General features: G+C 73.1%; 18 protein-coding genes and 1 pseudogene. 11 read left to right on the top strand and 8 right to left on the bottom strand.

What is annotated here, in order from left to right; translation table 11 throughout:
* Positions 1-144: 144 nt before the first annotated feature.
* The 9 genes and pseudogenes from PS271_RS00715 (at position 145) to PS271_RS00750 (ending at position 9,647) form a co-directional block, all read left to right on the top strand.
* Positions 145-570, top strand: coding sequence for a hypothetical protein (locus tag PS271_RS00715; RefSeq protein WP_398379097.1), 426 nt, complete (start codon positions 145-147; stop codon positions 568-570).
* A 315-nt stretch (positions 571-885) separates the two neighbouring features.
* Positions 886-1,881, top strand: a pseudogene (locus PS271_RS00720) (chitinase); the annotation flags it as partial.
* Positions 1,882-2,107: 226 nt separating this feature from the next.
* The gene (locus tag PS271_RS00725) at positions 2,108-2,722 is read left to right on the top strand and encodes an RNA polymerase sigma factor (RefSeq protein ID WP_398379099.1); all 615 of its coding nucleotides are present in this window, start codon (positions 2,108-2,110) and stop codon (positions 2,720-2,722) included.
* A complete protein-coding gene (locus PS271_RS00730; protein ID WP_398379101.1) occupies positions 2,719-3,603 on the top strand; it encodes a hypothetical protein in 885 nt (294 codons plus the stop codon). The genes PS271_RS00725 and PS271_RS00730 overlap by 4 nt, the downstream gene beginning before the upstream one ends.
* 61 nt (positions 3,604-3,664) lie before the next feature.
* Complete coding sequence (locus PS271_RS00735; RefSeq protein ID WP_398379102.1) at positions 3,665-4,822, top strand: thioredoxin family protein; 1,158 nt, start codon at positions 3,665-3,667, stop codon at positions 4,820-4,822.
* Positions 4,823-4,900: 78 nt separating this feature from the next.
* Positions 4,901-6,277 carry an OFA family MFS transporter gene (locus PS271_RS00740; RefSeq protein ID WP_398379103.1) on the top strand — a complete coding sequence of 459 codons (1,377 nt, stop codon included), beginning with the start codon at positions 4,901-4,903 and terminating at the stop codon, positions 6,275-6,277.
* A gap of 23 nt (positions 6,278-6,300) precedes the next feature.
* Positions 6,301-6,387 (top strand): MFS transporter small subunit, encoded by an 87-nt coding sequence (locus PS271_RS31340; RefSeq protein ID WP_495656768.1) that lies wholly within the window; start codon positions 6,301-6,303, stop codon positions 6,385-6,387.
* 176 nt (positions 6,388-6,563) lie between these two features.
* On the top strand, positions 6,564-8,798 hold the full coding sequence (locus PS271_RS00745) for a HelD family protein (protein ID WP_398379105.1): 2,235 nt from the start codon (positions 6,564-6,566) through the stop codon (positions 8,796-8,798).
* A 78-nt stretch (positions 8,799-8,876) separates the two neighbouring features.
* The gene (locus PS271_RS00750; protein WP_398379107.1) at positions 8,877-9,647 is read left to right on the top strand and encodes an SDR family oxidoreductase; all 771 of its coding nucleotides are present in this window, start codon (positions 8,877-8,879) and stop codon (positions 9,645-9,647) included.
* A 59-nt stretch (positions 9,648-9,706) separates the two neighbouring features.
* Here the strand turns inward: PS271_RS00750 and PS271_RS00755 are convergent, their stop codons facing one another.
* The 4 genes from PS271_RS00755 to PS271_RS00770 all read right to left on the bottom strand — a co-directional run bounded on the left by PS271_RS00755 (position 9,707) and on the right by PS271_RS00770 (position 12,958).
* Entirely contained in the window at positions 9,707-10,096 is a 390-nt protein-coding gene (locus PS271_RS00755) for a VOC family protein (protein WP_356289184.1), read from the bottom strand.
* Positions 10,097-10,249: 153 nt separating this feature from the next.
* Complete coding sequence (locus tag PS271_RS00760) at positions 10,250-10,879, bottom strand: MBL fold metallo-hydrolase (protein WP_398379109.1); 630 nt, start codon at positions 10,877-10,879, stop codon at positions 10,250-10,252.
* On the bottom strand, positions 10,876-11,961 hold the full coding sequence (locus PS271_RS00765) for an S-(hydroxymethyl)mycothiol dehydrogenase (protein ID WP_398379111.1): 1,086 nt from the start codon (positions 11,959-11,961) through the stop codon (positions 10,876-10,878). Before PS271_RS00765 ends, PS271_RS00760 begins: the two co-directional genes overlap by 4 nt.
* Before the next feature lie 115 nt (positions 11,962-12,076).
* On the bottom strand, positions 12,077-12,958 hold the full coding sequence (locus PS271_RS00770) for a LysR family transcriptional regulator (protein ID WP_398379113.1): 882 nt from the start codon (positions 12,956-12,958) through the stop codon (positions 12,077-12,079).
* 312 nt (positions 12,959-13,270) lie between these two features.
* Here PS271_RS00770 and PS271_RS00775 point away from each other — a divergent pair, with 312 nt between their 5' ends.
* Positions 13,271-13,822 (top strand): hypothetical protein, encoded by a 552-nt coding sequence (locus tag PS271_RS00775; protein ID WP_398379115.1) that lies wholly within the window; start codon positions 13,271-13,273, stop codon positions 13,820-13,822.
* Positions 13,823-13,910: 88 nt separating this feature from the next.
* On the opposite strand, the gene PS271_RS00780 is transcribed toward PS271_RS00775, so the two are convergent.
* Genes PS271_RS00780 through PS271_RS00790 form a run of 3 tightly spaced genes read right to left on the bottom strand, consistent with a single transcriptional unit; the run spans position 13,911 to position 16,090 of the window.
* Positions 13,911-14,654, bottom strand: a complete 744-nt coding sequence (locus PS271_RS00780) for a dienelactone hydrolase family protein (protein WP_398379117.1) — start codon at positions 14,652-14,654, stop codon at positions 13,911-13,913.
* A gap of 39 nt (positions 14,655-14,693) precedes the next feature.
* A complete protein-coding gene (locus tag PS271_RS00785) occupies positions 14,694-14,933 on the bottom strand; it encodes a DUF6372 family protein (RefSeq protein WP_398379119.1) in 240 nt (79 codons plus the stop codon).
* Positions 14,934-14,971: 38 nt separating this feature from the next.
* Positions 14,972-16,090: a GNAT family N-acetyltransferase gene (locus PS271_RS00790; RefSeq protein ID WP_398379121.1), complete on the bottom strand. Its 1,119-nt coding sequence runs from the start codon at positions 16,088-16,090 to the stop codon at positions 14,972-14,974.
* A 250-nt stretch (positions 16,091-16,340) separates the two neighbouring features.
* Between PS271_RS00790 and PS271_RS00795 the strand changes: the two genes are divergently transcribed.
* Complete coding sequence (locus PS271_RS00795) at positions 16,341-16,547, top strand: cold-shock protein (protein WP_398379123.1); 207 nt, start codon at positions 16,341-16,343, stop codon at positions 16,545-16,547.
* Positions 16,548-16,584: 37 nt separating this feature from the next.
* Here PS271_RS00795 and PS271_RS00800 read toward each other — a convergent pair whose 3' ends face one another.
* Positions 16,585-17,769: a MalY/PatB family protein gene (locus PS271_RS00800; RefSeq protein WP_398379125.1), complete on the bottom strand. Its 1,185-nt coding sequence runs from the start codon at positions 17,767-17,769 to the stop codon at positions 16,585-16,587.
* Positions 17,770-17,821: the final 52 nt, after the last annotated feature.

The following is a 17,821-nucleotide window of genomic DNA, read 5'->3' on the forward strand; positions in this document are numbered from 1 at the left end:
TCGCCGGGACCGTACCAATAACAGTGGTTCAAAGGGGAGTTGGCGCGGAAAATATGAATTCCCCGGAAAAATTCCATGTGCACGACGGAATCGCCGGCACGACCGGAACCCAGCAGCACGACCGGAACCGCAGAAGGGTGGGCCATGACACTCGTCCCCAAGCGCCGTCTCCCCCGCGCCGCCGCCACGGCGGCACTTCTCACCGCCGCCACCGCGTCCCTCCTCCTCTCCGTCCCCGCGGCCGCCAAGGGGGCGATGGAGATCACCGCTCCCGGGCATCCCCTCCGCACCGGACAGGCCCTGCGCATCAGCGGGGACGGCGATGACGACGCCGCGCGGTACCTGCGCGCGTGCGTCCAGGAACGCACCCTCGGCGCGGGCACCTGGCGCACGGTGGGCTGCGGCCGGACCGTGGCCTCGGGCGATGGCGCGACCGTCGAGACACTGGTACGGGCCCGGCGCCGCGGCGCGCTCCAGCTCCGGGGCGTCCTCTACGGCCTTGACGCGCCGGGAGACACGCACCCGGACGTGGTGCGCAGCTCCACCGTGCGGATGGTCCGCATCCACTAGCGCCCGAATCGGCCGGCCCACCCCGCGGCCCCCGCCCTGCCCCGGAAGCCCCGGAAGCCCTGGAAGCCCGGAAGCCCTGGGAGCCCCCGGAACGAGTCCTGCCGGAAGCCTTGACGCAACCCTGGTCCAGTCCAACGATGTTCAGCGCGCAACCGGTCCCCCGCCCCTCGCGCGTGTCCGGCCCCGTCCGGACCATCGGGAGCTTCCGTGAGACGACACCGCGTCCACCGCATACGTCACATACGTCACCTACGCTGTAGCCGCATACACGGCTCACGCCGTGCTCGCGGCACACGCCACCCCCTCCTGACCTCACTGGCCGCAGCAGCCACGGCCGCCGGGCTCGTCCTGGGCGGGAGCGGTACCGCCCGCGCCGCCGCGGCACCCCTGCCGCCGCACGTCTTCGCGCCCTACTTCGAGACCTACAGCCCCGAAAGCCCCGCGGACCTCTCCGCGCAGTCCGGGGCCGAGCACCTGACCATGGCGTTCTTGCAGACCGAGGCGCCGGGCTCCTGCACGCCCTACTGGAACGGCGACACCGGCAAGCCGGTCTCCGCGTCCGTCTTCGGCGCCGACGTCGCCACCATCCGCGCCCGCGGCGGCGACGTCATTCCCTCCTTCGGCGGATACGCCGCTGACAACGGCGGGACGGAACTGGCGGACAGCTGCCCCGACCCCGCCCGGATCGCCGCCGCGTTCGAGAACGTCATCACCACGTACGGCGTCACCCGCATCGACCTCGACATCGAGGACAACTCCCTGACGAACACCGCCGGGACCGACCGCCGCAACAAGGCCGTCAAACAAGTGCAGGACTGGGCCGCGAGCACCGGCCGCACCGTGCAGTTCTCGTACACGCTGCCGACCACGACCCACGGCCTGGCCGACAGCGGACTGGCGGTGCTGCGCAACGCCGTCGCGAACGGCGCGCGCGTCGACGTCGTCAACATCATGACGTTCGACTACTACGACGGTGCCGCGCACGACATGGCCGCGGACACGATCAGCGCCGCGAACGGCCTCCACGCCCAGCTCGCGCGGCTCTACCCGGCGAAGTCGCAGGCGGAGCTGTGGGCGATGACCGGCGTCACCGAGATGCCCGGCATCGACGACTACGGCCCGGCCGAGACGTTCACCGTGCAGGACGCGGTCCGCGTCCGCGACTGGGCGGTCTCCCGGGGCATCAGCACCCTCTCGTTCTGGGCACTGCAACGGGACAACGGCGGCTGCCCTGGAACGAAGGGTTCCGACTCCTGCTCGGGGATCGAACAGGACACGTGGGCCTTCAGCCGGGCGTTCGCGCCGTTCACGAGCTGACAGCTCATCATGAGCGGCGCGCACGGAGGCCGCCCGCCCCTCCGCCCGCGCCCGGGGCGCGCGGCCGCCGCCGCGCGCCCACCGCGCGTCCCTTTCCGCACGACATTCGGACGATCGGCCTGCACGCCAGGGGCTCCGTTTCGCTTGGCTGATGGGTGAGGGCCCTGTGGCCCCGGGTGCCGGGAGAGCGGCACCGTCCATGCGGCGAGAGGACGTTCAGGTGCAGGTACATGCATGCGGTGGTCGGCCGCCCGAGCCCGGGCTCTGGCCGGCGCTGCGGGAGGACCTGTCGGAGGGCCTGCCGGCCGACTTCGTCGCCTTCTTCTCGCTCCACCACCGGCCCTACCTCCGCTACGCCCACCTCCAGCTGGACAGCGCGCCGGACGCCGAGTGGGTCGTGGAGGAGGTCTTCTACCAGCTGGCGCTGGCCTGGGGCGAGGTGCGGCAGCAGCCGAACCCCGCCGCGTACGCCCTGGCTGCCCTCAAGGAGAAGATCACCAAGCTGCTGGCGGCCAGGCGGCGCGGCGCCACGGCCCTCGTCGAGACGGCGGCCTTCGCGGCGGTCCGGGAGGCCAGCCGGGCGCGTCTTGAGGTGCTGGACGTGCTGGAGTCGCGGCTCGGGGTGTACGGGGCCATCAACCGGCTCCCCGACCGCCAGTACGACGTGGTCCTGCTGCGCTACGTGCTCGGCTATCCCGCGCACCGCGTCGCCGCGATCATGGGCATCACGCCCGCCACGGTGCGCTCGCACATCCGGGGAGCGAGACGGCACCTGGCCCGCGATCTGGAGATCGCATGGACCCCGGAAGCCCCGGAAGGAGAAGAGGAGGCGTGAACCACATGCGCCAGGGACACGGGCAGGGAAGCGACCGGCCGGCCGCCATCGACCAGGTGCTCGCGGAAGCCGCCGTACCGCCCGGCCCGTTCGACGGCTACGACGAGCAGGCCGCCCTCACGCGGATCGCCGGCCGCGTCGTGTGGAACCGGGCCGACACCATGGACCGCCGCGCCCAGAGCATCCGTCACGACCACGACCGCGCCGGCCGTACGGTCCCCGCCGTCCCGCCTCTGGGCACGGCCCGGCGCACCGCCCTGCACGAGCGGGCGGCCACGGAGCTGAGCTCGCTCTCGGCCCGCGTCGTCCACGACCGTTCCGCGGTCGCTGCGATGGCCCGGCTGGTCGACGACCCGGCGATCGAGCCGCGCGGCGCGCTGGCCTTCGCCTGTCTGCTGCACCTCGCGGGGCGCCACGAAGGCGCGGCGTTCTGGTGGCGGTTCGCCGCCGGCGCCGGCTCCGCGACGGCGGCCCGCTGCCTGTACCTGCACCACTTGGAACACAGCGAGCGGCAGGCCGCACAGTGGTGGCTGCAGCAGGCGGCCGGGCTGTACGCGCAGGACGGCGACCGGATCCTCGGCACGCCGCCCACCCCCATCCGCGGCGACCGGCGGCCGAGCCGCTACGGCGTCGTCGAGTCCTCGGCCCGCTTCTTCTGGGAGGAGCACGAGGAGCGCGAGGAGGGCCCGGACCGGCCGGCCTGTCAGGGCACGCCCGCCGCGCCCTCGCCCGACGAGCGGTGGTGGCGGGCGGTGACGGCCCGTCTCACCGCCGCCGTAGGGAAGCTGGAGGCGCACAGCGACGCCGACTACGGCACGGTCCCCCGGCCCGCGCCGTACCTCGCCGCGAAGCTGGAGGACTGCGCGGGGACACCGGCCTGAGCCGTACGGCCCGCGGCGGCCGGCCGGCTCCGCGCCGCCTGGCCGCGCCTAGCATGGAGGCATGAGCGCACGTGTGATCGAGTTCCCGGAACAGGGCATCCCCGGCACCCTCGTCCGCTACACGGAGGGCGGCGGGGAGCCCGTGGAGCTGGACGCGTGCGGCCCGGTGGCGCTGTCGTCCGGCTCCCGCCTCGTGTACGTGGTGGACGCGACGGACGAGGACGGCAACAGCGACCAGGATTGGGACCGGGACGCCCTCGCCTCCGCCCTCGCGCAGTTGCCCTCCGACGCGTTCGTCGTCGCCGACCTGTCCGGGGCGACGGACGCCATGGTCCGGGCGATCGCGGGACAGCGGGCGCTCCGGACGCTCGTACTGGCGGGCGACTTCACCGACGAGGGGGTCGCCGCGCTGGGCGACATGCCCGAACTGGCCGACCTCGTCCTGGAGTCCCCGCGGTTCACCGGCGCGGGGCTGGCCGCGCTCACGGGGTCGCGGACGGCCGCCTGCCTCGACTCCCTCGTCCTCAGTGAGGCAACGGCCTTCCGGCCGGAGTACCTCCGCGCGCTCACGGAGGCGCCGCACCTCGCGTCCCTCACCTTCGAGGGCATGCCCGTGGATCACGCCCTGGCCGGTGCCGTGCTCGCGCACCTCCCGCAGGTGGCCGAGGTGTCGGTGGCCGAGCGCCCCGGGCACGCGCTCGACCCGGGCGTGCTGGAGCGGCTGCTGGCCGCGGGGCTCTGCGTCAACGGGATCGCCGCGCCGGCCGAGTACGCGGCCCTCTTCGCCGGGGCGGCCGCCTCCGCCGGCGCCGGTCAAGGCGAAGACGAAGACGACTTGGACGGCGGCATGGACGGCGAAGAGGCCCCGGAGGAGCGCGGCGTCCTGCGCGAGGTCGTGGAGGAGGACGAGCTGGAGCGGCTGCTGGCCGGTCCCGTGCCCGTACTCGTCGGCCTGACGGCTCCGTGGTGCGGCCCGTGCGCCTTCCTCGCGCCCGTCCTGGAGGACGTGGTCGAGGCCCGCGGAGCCGCCCTGACCGGCGTGAAGGTCGACGTCGACCGGGCCGCGTGGGCGCAGGAGCGGTTCGGCGTCCTGGGCGTCCCCACCGTGCTGCTGCTGCGCGACGGCCGCGAGGTCTTCCGCTTCAGCGGCGCCGCCCCGCGCCGGCGGATCGAGGAGTGGCTGGCCACGGCCGGGCTGCCGGGGGTCGCCGCCCGCTAGGGGCGGGGGTCACCGTCCGCCGGCCCCGGGGGTGCGCGCGGTCTGTCCGGAAGCCGCCGGGCACTGTAGCGTCCGGGCATGCCTGCCCGATCCGGTGTCGTCGCGCCGCCGGGGTGGAGCCGCTGGCTGGTCCCGCCCGCCGCGCTGTCCATCCACCTGGCCATCGGCCAGGCGTACGCCTGGAGCGTGTTCAAGCCGCCGCTGGAGTCCTCGCTCGGCCTGTCCGGTACGGCTTCGGCGCTGCCGTTCCAGGTGGCGATCGTGATGCTCGGTCTGTCGGCGGCGTTCGGCGGCACGCTCGTGGAGCGCAAGGGCCCGCGCTGGGCGATGGCCGTGTCGGCCGTGTGCTTCTCGTCCGGTTTCCTGGTGGCCGCTCTGGGGGCGGCGACGCGCGAGTACTGGCTCGTGGTGGCGGGCTACGGCCTCATCGGCGGTACGGGGCTGGGCATCGGCTACATCTCGCCGGTGTCCACGCTCATCAAGTGGTTCCCCGACCGTCCGGGCATGGCCACGGGCATCGCCATCATGGGCTTCGGCGGCGGCGCCCTCATCGCCTCGCCGTGGTCGGCGGAGCTGCTGTCGGCCTTCGGCGCGGACGCGCCGGGAATCGCCCGGACGTTCCTGGTGATGGGCGGTGCGTACGCCGTCTTCATGACGCTCGGCGTGCTGCTGGTCCGGGTGCCGCCCGAAGCCCCGCCGGGGGCGGCGGCCGGACGCGCGGCGGGAGCGCCGTCCCGCGGGTTCGTCACGACGGGGCAGGTGTCGGCGCGCAATGCCCTGCGCACGCCGCAGTTCTGGTGTCTGTGGGTGGTCCTGTGCACGAATGTCACCGCGGGCATCGGCATTCTGGAAAAGGCCGCCCCGATGATCACGGACTTCTTCGCCGGCTCCTCCTCCCCCGTCGGCCCGGCCGCCGCCGCGGGCTTCGTCGGCCTGCTCTCGCTCGCCAATATGCTCGGCCGGATCGTGTGGTCCTCCGTCTCCGACGCCGTGGGGCGGAAGAACATCTATCGCCTGTATCTCGGGGCGGGTGCGCTGATGTACCTCCTGCTCGCACTCGCGGGCGATTCCGCGAAGCCGTTGTTCATCGCGTGCGCGGCGGTGGTGCTGTCGTTCTACGGCGGCGGCTTCGCGACCGTGCCCGCCTATCTGAAGGACCTGTTCGGCACGTACCAGGTCGGTGCGATCCACGGTCGGCTGCTGACGGCCTGGTCCACGGCCGGGGTGCTCGGGCCGCTCATCGTCAACGCGGTCGCCGACGCCGGGAAGTCCGCGGGCCGGACCGGTCCCGGCCTCTACACCACATCGTTCCTCATCATGATCGGGCTGCTGGCCGTCGGCTTCGCCGCCAACGAGCTCGTACGGCCGGTGCACCCGCGCCACCACGAGCCGGCCGGCGACGACGGCGGCGAGCGGCCCGCGGCGGCCGTACCGGAGAAGGGAGCGGGCTCGTGACCCCTGTCCGCAAGGCGGTGCTCGTGGCGAGCTGGCTGTGGGTGGGAGCGCCTTTCGCCTACGGAGTGTACGAACTCACCCTACGGCTTCGGCAATTGTTCACCGGGTGAGCGCGCGGGGAATTCGGCAGGACTCCGCCGGAGCATGAGAAATCCCCCGGACGTATTGACGTCCGGGGGATTTCTCTGCGTATATTGGGGGTTTCCTTGTTCTGCTCAAAACAGGGCAAGGAGAAGCTTTATGAGGCCATCATATCCCGGCGGGAGCTGAATTGTCAATCGCGGACATGCGCAACGAGCAAGAATTCATCGATCTGCTCCACGAGCGGCTCGCCGAACTGCGTGCCGGTGCCGAGACGGCCGTGGCGCAGGCCCTGGCCCAGGGAGGCAGCACCTTCCAGGCGCGGCTGGAACGCGATGTCATGGTGGCCGAGCAGTCCGGGCTCCTCTCCGCCTTCAACGCGGGCGAGCGCGGCCTGTGCTTCGGCCGGCTGGCGTTCCGCGACGGCCGCGACCACCACATCGGCCGCATCGGCATCCGGCGCGACGACGCGGAGCGCACCCCGCTCGTCATCGACTGGCGGGCCGAGGTCGCCCGCCCCTTCTACCTCGCCACCGGCCACACCCCCATGGGGCTGCGCCGCAGGCGCCACATCACCACCGAGGGCCGCCGGGTCACCGCCCTGCACGACGAGATCCTCGACCTCACCGACACCGAGCGCACCGGGCACGAGGGCTCCGACGCGGACGCCGTGCTGCTCGCCGCGCTCGACGCGGCACGCACCGGCCGGATGCACGACATCGTGCAGACCATCCAGGCCGAGCAGGACCGCATCATCCGCGCCCCGCAGCGCGGCGTCCTCGTCGTCGAGGGCGGGCCGGGCACCGGCAAGACCGTCGTCGCCCTGCACCGCGCCGCCTATCTGCTCTACGCCCACCGCGAGCAGCTGTCCCGGCGCGCCGTCCTCATCGTGGGCCCCAACCCCGCCTTCCTCGGCTACATCGGCGAGGTGCTGCCCTCGCTCGGCGAGACGGGCGTGCTGCTCGCCACGCCCGGCGAGCTCTTCCCCGGCGTGACGGCGACCGGCACCGACACGCCGCGGGCCGCCGCGGTCAAGGGCGCCGCCGCGATGGCGGACGCCCTGGCCGCGTACGTCCGCGACCGGCAGGTCCTGCCCGACCCGGCTCTCGTGATCGACCACGAGGACGGCGAGCTGCTGCTGGACGCGGACATCGCGTCCGACGCGCGCCACCACGCCCGCGCGACGAAGCTGCCGCACAACCTCGCCCGCCCGTACTTCGCCTTCCACGTCATCGACGCCCTCACCCGGCAGCTCGCCGACCGCATAGGCGCGGACCCGTACGGCGGGCCGAACTTCCTCGGCCCGGACGACATCGCCCAGCTCGGCAAGGGCATCGCGGCCGCCCGGGAGGTGCACGCGGCGATCGACGAGCTGTGGCCGCAGCTCACGCCCCGTCAGCTGGTGGCGGACTTCCTCGCCGAGCCCGCCCACCTGCCCGCCGCGGACGCCGAGGCGATCCGGCGCACGGGCGGTCCGTGGACCCCGGCGGACGTCCCGCTCCTCGACGAGGCCGCCGAACTGCTCGGCGAGGACGACTCGGCCGCCCGCGCCGCCGCCGAGGCCGAGCGGCAGCGGCGGATCGCGTACGCCCAGGGCGTGCTCGACCTGTCGTACGGCTCGCGCACCCAGGAGTTCGAGGACCGCGAGGACGACGATTCGGAGGTGCTGGCCGCACACGACCTCGTCGACGCCGAGCGGCTCGCGGAGCGGCACGAGGAGGAGGACCACCGCAGCGCCGCCGAGCGCGCCGCCGCGGACCGCACCTGGGCGTTCGGCCACATCATCGTGGACGAGGCGCAGGAGCTGTCCCCGATGGCGTGGCGGCTGCTGATGCGCCGGTGCCCGACCCGCTCCATGACGCTGGTGGGCGACCCGGCACAGACCTCCGAGCCCGGCGGCTGCGGGGCGTGGGCCCCGATCCTGGAGCCGTACGTCGGGGACCGCTGGGAACACGTGCGGCTCGGCGTCAACTACCGCACGCCGGCCGAGATCATGGCGGTCGCGGCGGACGTGCTGCGCACCGCGGACCCGTCGTTCGAGCCGCCGAGCTCGATCCGCTCCACGGACGTGCGCCCCTGGGCGCAGCGCACCGGCGACCTGCCGGGCGCGGTCGCCGCGGCCGTGGCCCGGGAGCTGCCGGAGGACGGCCGCCTGGCCGTGATCGCCCCGCGGGCCCACCACGCGGCCCTGTCCGCCGCGCTCCCCGGCGCCTCGTACGGCCCGGCACCGGACCTGACCCGGCCGGTCGTCCTGCTGGACCCCCGGCAGGCCAAGGGCCTGGAGTTCGACGCGGTGATCGTGGCGGAACCGGCGGAATTCACCGTGAGCGACCTCTACGTCGCCCTCACCCGCGCGACACAGTCCCTCGCGATCATCCACACGGGGGCACTGCCGGAGGGTTTGCAGGCCCTGCCGCAGGGCGTTCCGGCGGCCTCGTGAGGCCGGCGTGCCGGAATGAAATGATCAACGGTGGGGTTCGGCCGGGCAGAGCCCGCGTACCACCGAAAGGCGAACCGCATGACTGCCCACTCGTCTCCCGCCCCGGCACCCGCTCCCACTCCCACTCCCGCCACCCCGCTCGCCGGCCGCGACGTCGTCATCGTCGGCGGAGGTTCCGGCATCGGACTGGAGGTCGCGCGGCGTGCCGTCGCTGTCGGGGCGCGTGTCGTGATCGGCGGGCGGAATCCGGAAAAGCTGGCGGCCGCCGTGGACGAGCTCGGTGAACGGGCGCGCGGGGGCGTGGTCGACACCACCGACACGGAGTCGCTGGCCGCGTTCTTCCGTGCCATCGACCGGATCGACCACCTGTTCACGCCTGCCGCCTCCTACCAGGTCGGCCCCATGCGGGAGCTGACCGACAGTGAGGCCGAGAGCCCCTTCGTGTCGAAGTTCTGGGGGCAGTACCACGCGGTCAAGCACGCCGCTCCGAAGCTGACGGCGGACGCCTCGGTCGTGCTGATGTCCGGGGCGGCGAGCGTCCGTCCTCCGGCCGCCGCGCCCGCCTACGTGGCCTGCAACGCGGCGATCGAGGGGCTCGGGCGCGGGCTCGCCGTGGAGCTCGCGCCCGTACGCGTCAACGTCGTCTCGCCCGGCACGGTCGACGGCAACCTGTGGGCGCAGCGCCCGGCCGAGGTGCGCGAGGCGAGCTTCGGGCAGTACGGCCGGGACGCGCTGCTGCGCCGGCCCGGCACCGAGGGCGAGGTCGCCGACGCGGTGCTCTTCCTCTTCACGAACACGTTCATGACCGGCTCGACGCTCTACCCGGACGGCGGCTACGCCCTGCGCTGACCATGAACGGCTGGGGCCCCGGACCATGCCGGTCCGGGGCCCCAGCCGTTCACGCGGTCCTACGAACCGCTGCCGTAGGGGCGGGTGAGCACCTCCAGGTAGTGGCCGGAGGGGTCGGGGAAGTAGACGCCCCGTCCGCCGTCGTTGTGGTTGATCTCGTCCGGGCGGGTGCGGTACGGATCGGCCCAGTAGGGCAGCCCGGCGTCCTTGATCCGGGCGAAGATGCCGTCGAAGGACTCTTCCGGCACCAGGAACGCGTAGTGCTGCGGGACGATGTTCTCGGGCTGGTCGCTGGTGGCGAAGTCCAGCGCGACGCCGTTGCCGGTGACGACGGGGACGAACGGCCCCATCTCCGGTGCGACTTCCAGGCCCAGGATGTGCGCCAGGAACTCGGCGGACTCCCGCTTGTCCCGGGAATGAACGATGGTGTGATTCAGCTCGACTGACACGATCAATGCCTCCACAGGCATCTCCCGGACACCGGCCCCGCTCCCACCCGGATGGTGAGAACGACCGGTGCCCGGCATCGACCATAAGCGGCCGTCCCGTGAGATGTCATGAGACTTCCGACCTACTCCGGGGCCTACGCCGGGAGGTCCGCCTCAGTGCCCGCGCGCGATCCACTCGGGCAGGGCGGGCGCTTCGCCGCCGACGGTCGTGTTCTCCCCGTGCCCCGTGCGCACCACGGTCTCGGGCGGCAGCGACAGCAGTCGTTCCCGGATCGAGTCGACGATGGTCGGGAAGTCGGAGAAGGACCGGCCGGTCGCGCCCGGCCCGCCGTGGAAGAGGGTGTCGCCCGTGAACACCGTGCCGAGCTCCGGCGCGTACAGGCACACGCCGCCCGGGGAGTGGCCGGGCGTGTGCAGCACCGTCAGCGCGGTGCCCGCGACGGTCAGCACCTGACCGTCCGTCAGCTCCCCGCCGGGGGCGGTGCCGGGGTGGGTCTGCTCCCACAGTTCGCGGTCGGCCGGGTGGAGGAGCACGGGCGCGCCCGTACGCGTCGCGAGTTCCGGCGCAGCGTCGATGTGGTCGTTGTGCGCGTGGGTGCAGACGATCGCGGTCAGCCGGCGGCCGCCGACGGCCTTCTCGATCGCGTCCGCGTCGTGGGCGGCGTCGATGACGAGGACCTCCTGGTCGTCGCCCACGAGCCACACGTTGTTCTCGACGTCCCAGACGCCGCCGTCGAGCGCGAACAGGCCCGATGTGACGAGGTGTTCGATGCGGGCGGTCACAGCAGCACCACCGAGCGCAGCACCTCGCCCTTCTCCATCCGGTGGAAGGCCTCCTCCACCTCGTCCAGCGCGATGGTCTCGCTGACGAACGCGTCGAGGTCGAGACGGCCCTGGAGGTAGAGGTCGATCAGCATGGGGAAGTCGCGGGAGGGCAGGCAGTCGCCGTACCAGGACGACTTCAGCGCGCCGCCGCGCCCGAAGACGTCCAGCAGCGGCAGCTCCAGCTTCATCTCCGGGGTGGGCACGCCCACCATGACCACGGTCCCGGCCAGGTCGCGGGCGTAGAACGCCTGGCGGTAGGTCTCCGGGCGGCCGACCGCGTCGATGACGACGTCGGCGCCGAAGCCGCCGGTCAGCGAGCGGATCGCCTCGACGGCGTCGGCCGAGGAGGAGTTGACGGTGTGGGTGGCGCCCAGGCCCTTGGCCTGCTCCAGCTTGGCGTCGGAGAGGTCCACCGCGATGATCTTCGCGGCGCCGGCCAGCCGCGCTCCGGCGACCGCGGCGTTGCCGACGCCGCCGCAGCCGATGACCGCGACGGAGTCGCCCCGGCCCACGGCACCGGTGTTGATCGCGGCGCCCAGGCCGGCCATCACGCCGCAGCCCAGCAGCCCGGCGGCGGCCGGCGACGCGGCCGGGTCGACCTTGGTGCACTGCCCGGCGGCCACCAGGGTCTTCTCGGCGAAGGCCCCGATGCCCAGCGCGGGCGAGAGCTCCGTCCCGTCGGTCAGCGTCATCTTCTGCCGGGCGTTGTGCGTGTTGAAGCAGTACCAGGGGCGGCCGCGCAGACACGCCCGGCACTGCCCGCACACGGCACGCCAGTTGAGGATGACGAAGTCGCCCGGAGCCACTTCGGTCACTCCGTCACCGACCGACTCGACCACACCGGCGGCCTCGTGGCCGAGGAGGAACGGGAACTCGTCGTTGATTCCGCCTTCCCGGTAGTGCAGATCGGTGTGGCACACCCCGCACGCCTGGATCTTCACGACGGCCTCGCCCGGCCCGGGATCCGGGACCAGGATCGTCTCGACCCGTACCGGATCGCCCTTGCCTCGGGCGATGACACCGCGTACTTCTTGCGCCATGGGGGTGCTGCCTTTCTCGGTGGTCGGATCTCTGCGTCGGACCGCCCTCCACTCTGCGCGGGAATCGGTGCGGTGTCCAACATCCCTTCCCGATCACATTCAGCAGCCCTGACGATCAATCATCCTGTTGATCGAGCATGGCCAGCAGGGCCCGGGCGGCGGCCGTCGGCTGACCCGCCGCCGGCACGGCCACGGCCACCTTCCACCGCGTGGGTCCCGCCAGCGGTACGGAGCTGAGCCCGCGCGCCTGCTCCTTGAGCGTCACCGGGCGCGGCACGACCGCCGCGCCCAGACCCCGCGAGACCAGGTCGAGCAGCGTGTAGACGTCGTTGACCTGGAGGGCGACCTTCCGCGCCACGCCCGCGTCGGCGAACGCGAGGTCCGCGGCCCGGCGCGCTCCCCAGTCCGGGTGGAGGTCCACGAACACCTCGCCGGCCAGCCGCGCCGCCGGCACCGGCCCGCCGGTCCCCGCCAGCGGGTGGTCCGCCCGGCAGAGCAGCATCAGCGGCTCCTCAGCGACCCGCCGCAGCCGCACGCCCTCGTGCAGGCCGTCGTGCACCACGAACGCCACGTCGAGCTCCCCGCGCCGCACCTGCTCCAGCAGCCTGCCCGAACCCGCCTGCTCCATGTGCACCTCCACCTGCGGGTGGCGCGCGTGGAAGGAGGCCAGCAGCGCGGCGGCGTCGACCGTGCCCATGCACTGCTCGGTGCCCACCGCCAGCGTGCCGCCCATCAGGCCCTGCACCGCCGCGACGGCCTCCCGGGCGGCCGCGGCGCAGGCCAGGGTCCGCCGCGCCTCCACCAGCAGCGCCCGCCCCGCGTCCGTGAGCCCCACCCGCCGCGTCGTACGGAAGAACAGCTCGGCGCCCAGCTCCCGCTCCAGCGCCCGCACCGAGGCCGACACACCGGACTGGGCGACACGCAGCCGCTCGGCCGCGTGCGTGAAGTGCTGCTCCTCGGCGACCGCCACGAAGTGCTCAAGGTGTCGGAGTTCCATGATTCAGCATCGTAAGTGCTGGATGGGAAGGCCTTCCCCCGCGCCGGGAACCATCCGGCCCCGCCGTGGCGTCTCTCCTCTCAGACGCACCCGTCCCTGGCCGATACGGGGCCTTCCAGCACCGCGAGTCGGCCAGCCGACCCGCCTGTCACACCCGCCCCGAGGACACTTCCCGGCCAACTACGTCACTGGCGGAACCACTGCCTCACGGCCTGTACCTGGTCAGGAGGGTCCGGCAGCCGCTCAAACCATGGCCAATCCTCTACCCGTGGTGCAGTCAGGACGCGAGGTGTCTGTCTAATCTCCGTCGCCATGCGCAGACACACGTTCGGACGCCTCGGGCTGTCCGCCACTCTCGCCTCTGTCGTCGCCCTGATGGGCATGGCTCCGTCGGCCTCCGCCGCGGACACCCCTCCGATGACGGTCACCGCCGACAAGGCGTCCGCCTCGCCGGGCGACACGGTCACGGTCACCCTGAAGTTCACCAACGACCAGACCACGAACACCCAGTTCGTGTACCAGTCGATCCAGCCGACGTGGAACACGTCGCAGGACCCCGCGCTCAAGTACGCGTTCACCTCCTGCACGGGCGACGTGACCCGCTGCGACGTCACGGGCAAGCAGAGCGGCTCGATGAACTACAACGTGCCGGTCCTCCCCGGCGCCAGCCGCACCGTCACCCTGAAGTACACCGTCGCCGCGGACTCGGCGTGCGGCCCGAGCCGGCGCATCGAGTTCTACACGTACCTGTACTACGAGTACCAGGGCGGCCAGGCCAAGAAGGACGGCGTCAACTCGGTGGGCACGGACATCGCCTGCAAGACGCCGGCGGCCCCGGAGAAGGCTGCCCGCGCCGGGCACTGACCCCCGCCGGACCACCGCAGCACCACGCCGTAGGTCCGGCCCGGCCAGGAGCGCGCCCTGGCCGGGCCCGGTCCACCCGGCCCCGCCCCTAGGTCCGGTCCGCGGCCAAGTGCTTGCCGAAGAACGTCTCGATCCGCTGCCAGGCGTCCGCCGCGGCGGCCGGCTCGGGCCCGATGCCCATGACCGCGCGCATGACCGGCCGCAGCGCGGGCGGCACGTTGTCGGCCTCGTTGAAGAACGAGTGCCCGGCCTCCGGATAGAGCTTGACGTCGTGCTCGACGCCGGCGCGCTCCAGCGCCGTCCTGATCGTGGCCGCGTAGCCGCGGAAGGCCCGGTCCTTGGCGCCGTAGCTGGCCACCACGGGGCAAGCGCCCTTCATCGCCGCGTCCGCGTCCGAGGGCGCCCGGCCGTAGTTGGCCGCCGCCGCGTCGAACCGCCCCTGCCCGGCCAGCACGAGGGCGAAGCCGCCGCCCATGCAGAAGCCGATGACCCCGACCTTGCCCGTGCAGCCGGGGTCGGCCAGCAGCCACTGCCGGGCCGCCTCGATGTCGCCGTACACCCGGCCGCGGCCGGAGAAGGCGGACCGCATCGTCGGCACCAGGCAGCGGTACGGGGACCGGCCGTGGTAGAGGTCGGGCATCAGCGCCAGGTACCCCGCCTCGGCCATCCGCTCGTTGAGCCTCTTGTTGACCGCGTCCGCGCCCGACGCCTCGAAGAGGACGACCACTCCCGGCCGCGGCCCGTCCCCTGGAGGCCGCGCGAGGAAGCCCCGGAGCCCGGGAAGCCCGCCGTACCGGGCACTGAACTCGGAGAGATCAACGTGTTCGGTCATTCCTGAACGTTACGTCAACTCCGGCCCGCGTAAACGAGATCAGGAACGGTAGTGCCAGCGCGGCGACGCCGCGTCGTAGCAGGCTTCGCAGACAGGGAACGACACGCTGCCCAGCGCGGGGACCCGGAGGGTCAGGGCGAGATCCGGATAGGCCTCGTCCGAGCAGATGTGCAGCATGCCGCGGTGCGCCAGGGCGCACACGCAGTGACACGGCTCGATCTGCTCCGCCGAGCCCGCCGGAGGTGCGGGTGCCCGTTTCAGACTCCCGAAAACTGGCATATAGGGATTTTATCCCACACCTCCCGCGCCGGCTCGTCTCAGACCGTCCATGACGGTCTTCCCCACGCCGATGGGGAATCCGGCACCGGCCCGTCCGCCTCAGGCGCCGGATCCGGGAGGTCCAGCGCCCTGGCCGCGAGGCCCTCGCGCGCCAGGCCGCGCGCCCGGCCCCCCGCGGTGACCGCCACCGTCCACAGCGGCTCCAGCCGCGCACCGCGCCGCGACTTGGCCCGGGACGTGCCGATGCCCAGGTGCACGGCGCGGGCCCCCAGCTCGTGGGCCAGCCGCAGCGGCTCGTAGAACATCAGGCCGAAGTAGCAGCCGCGCGTCCCGGGCCGGGACTCGTCCACGCCGATCAGCCGCACCCACAGCACGTCGCGGTAGTGGAAGACCAGGTGGCAGCCGACCGTGCGGCCCGCCAGCCGGGCCCGTACGACGTACGCGCCGGGAAGCTCGGCGCAGCGGGCCAGATAGCGGGAGAAGCGCCCGCCGGGCCGGTCGTAGCCGGTGCCGTACATGCGCTCGTGCAGCACCAGCAGGTCGCTGATCTCGTCGTCGAGGCCGGTCAGCGGGCGGGTGGAGAAGGCGACGCCCGCCATGGTGTAGCGCCGCAGGTCGTCCTTGACCTGGTGGCGGTGGGTCTTCTCCAGGCCGGCGAGATAGCCGTCGAAGCCGGTGCCGGGCACGTCCAGCCAGGCGTCCCACGCGATCAGGCCCGCCGGGTGGCCCTCGGCCTCGAAGGCGGCGGCGGGCCCGCTCGGCAGGTACGGCAGGAGGGCGACGGCGGGCGGGGGCTCCCGGTCCTCCGCGGCGAGCAGGCCCTCGGCGACCTCGGCGGCCGGCAGCCGCTCCGGTCCGTAGCGGAGTTCGTTGAGATAGCCGGTGCGCGGCCCGGCGACGACGCAGCGCTCGGCCGGGAGCCGCTCGTCGAGGAGGAACCCCGGGCGGTAGCGCCCGGACTGCACGGCAGGGCCGGCGGTGACCGGGGCGAGGGCCGCCGCGCGCTCCTGCGCGCACATCAGCAGCCAGCGGTACCGGTGTCCGTGCTCCCGCAGCAGCTCCAGCCAGGAGTCGCTGCTGTACAGGCCGCGCGCCGGGGCCATGGGATGGCGCGCGGTCGCTTCCGGCAGTGATGCGTACGCGTACGAGCCGATCACGTGGTCCTTTCCGCCGCCTCGCGGTCACGGACACCGACGAATATAGCGGTGCCGTGCCGCCAAATGGGGGCAAACGAGGAGAGGTGCCGGGAAGCGGCGGCTTTCCCTCCGAAGGGGTGAAGAGGGGAGGACGGAGGGCATCTCCGCCCGCACGGCGGGGAAAGGTGAGGGACCGGGCCGGTCCGTCACCGGCACGGCCGGCGCGCCGATCCCGTCGCGCCGCGCGAGAAGGACGAAGGACTGGAATCACATGGCAACAGGCACGGTGAAGTGGTTCAACGCGGACAAGGGCTTCGGCTTCATCACGCAGGACGACGGCGGCCCGGACGTGTTCGTCCACTTCTCCGCCATCCAGACGCAGGGGTTCAAGGAACTGCACGAGGAAGACAAGGTCGAATACGACGTCACGCAGGGCCCCAAGGGGCCCCAGGCGGAGAACGTCACGGTCCAGCGGTGAGCGTCCGGCGGTGAGGCCGTGACATCCCCCGGCGGCCCTACGGCAGGGCCGCCGCCATCCTGCGCACCCCCTCGGTGAGCAGCTCCGGCGAGGTGGCGAAGTTCAGCCGCACGTGGCCCGCCCCGCCGGTGCGGAACGGCAGTCCGCCGGTCAGCGCGACCCGGCCGCGCTCCAGGAACACCGCGGCCGGGTCGTCCCCCAGCCCGAGCGCCCGGCAGTCCAGCCACGCCAGGTAGGTGCCCTCCGGGCGCAGGTGGCGGACCCCGGGCAGGTGGCGCTCCAGCAGTTCGCCCAGCAGCCGCCGGTTCTCGTCCAGCCCCGCCAGGACGGCGTCGAGCCACTCGCCGCCGTCCCGCAGCGCCGCGGTGTGGGCGAGGACCCCGAAGTGGCTGGGGCCGTGGCCGGCGATCTCGGGCAGCCGCGCCAGGTCGTCCGCGGCGCCCCGGCCGGCGATGGCGACGGCCGCCTTGAGCCCGGCCAGGTTCCAGGCCTTCGACGCGGAGAGCAGGGCGAAGGCGTCCTCCGTGCCGGGCACCGACAGGTACGGCACGTACTCCGCGCCCGGCAGCACCAGCGGGGCGTGGATCTCGTCGGCCACGACCCGTATGCCGTACGCGCCCGCCAGCTCCGCCACCGCCGCCAGTTCCGCGCGCGTGTGGACCGTGCCGGTGGGGTTGTGCGGGTTGCACAGCAGGTACGCGGCCCGCCGCCCGCCCGCCGCGGCCTGCCGGAACGCCGCTTCCAGGGCCGGGGTGTCGATCCGCCCGGCGGGGCCCAGCGGGGCCTCGACGACGCGCCGGTCCTCGTGCTCCAGGAAGCCGAAGAAGGGCGGGTACACGGGCGGGTTGACGACGACGGCGTCGCCCGCCCCGGTCACCAGCTTCAGCATCTCGACCGAGCCGCGCATCACGTCCGCGACGGTCGCCGTGCGCTCGACGGCCACGCCGTCCCAGCCCCAGCGCTTCCTGGCGAAGGCGTCCAGCGCCTCGGCGTAGCCCGTCCCGTTGTCGTAGCCCGTGTCGCCGAGGGCGATCGCTTCGGTGAGCGCGCGTGCCACCGGCGGGGCGGGCATCACGTCCATCTCGGCCACCCACAGCGGCAGGACGTCCGGCGGGTAGGCGCGCCACTTCGCGCTCGTACGGCGCCGCAGATCGGCGAGGGAGAGTCTGCGCAGGGGGTTCGGCCCGTCACCGGGCACGTGGTCGTAGGGCATGCAGGTCATTGTGCGAACGCGGGTGCGGGGCCGGTAGAGGGGCGTTCGGGCCGATCCGGTC

The sequence above is a fragment of the Streptomyces sp. SCA2-17 genome (assembly GCF_044336695.1).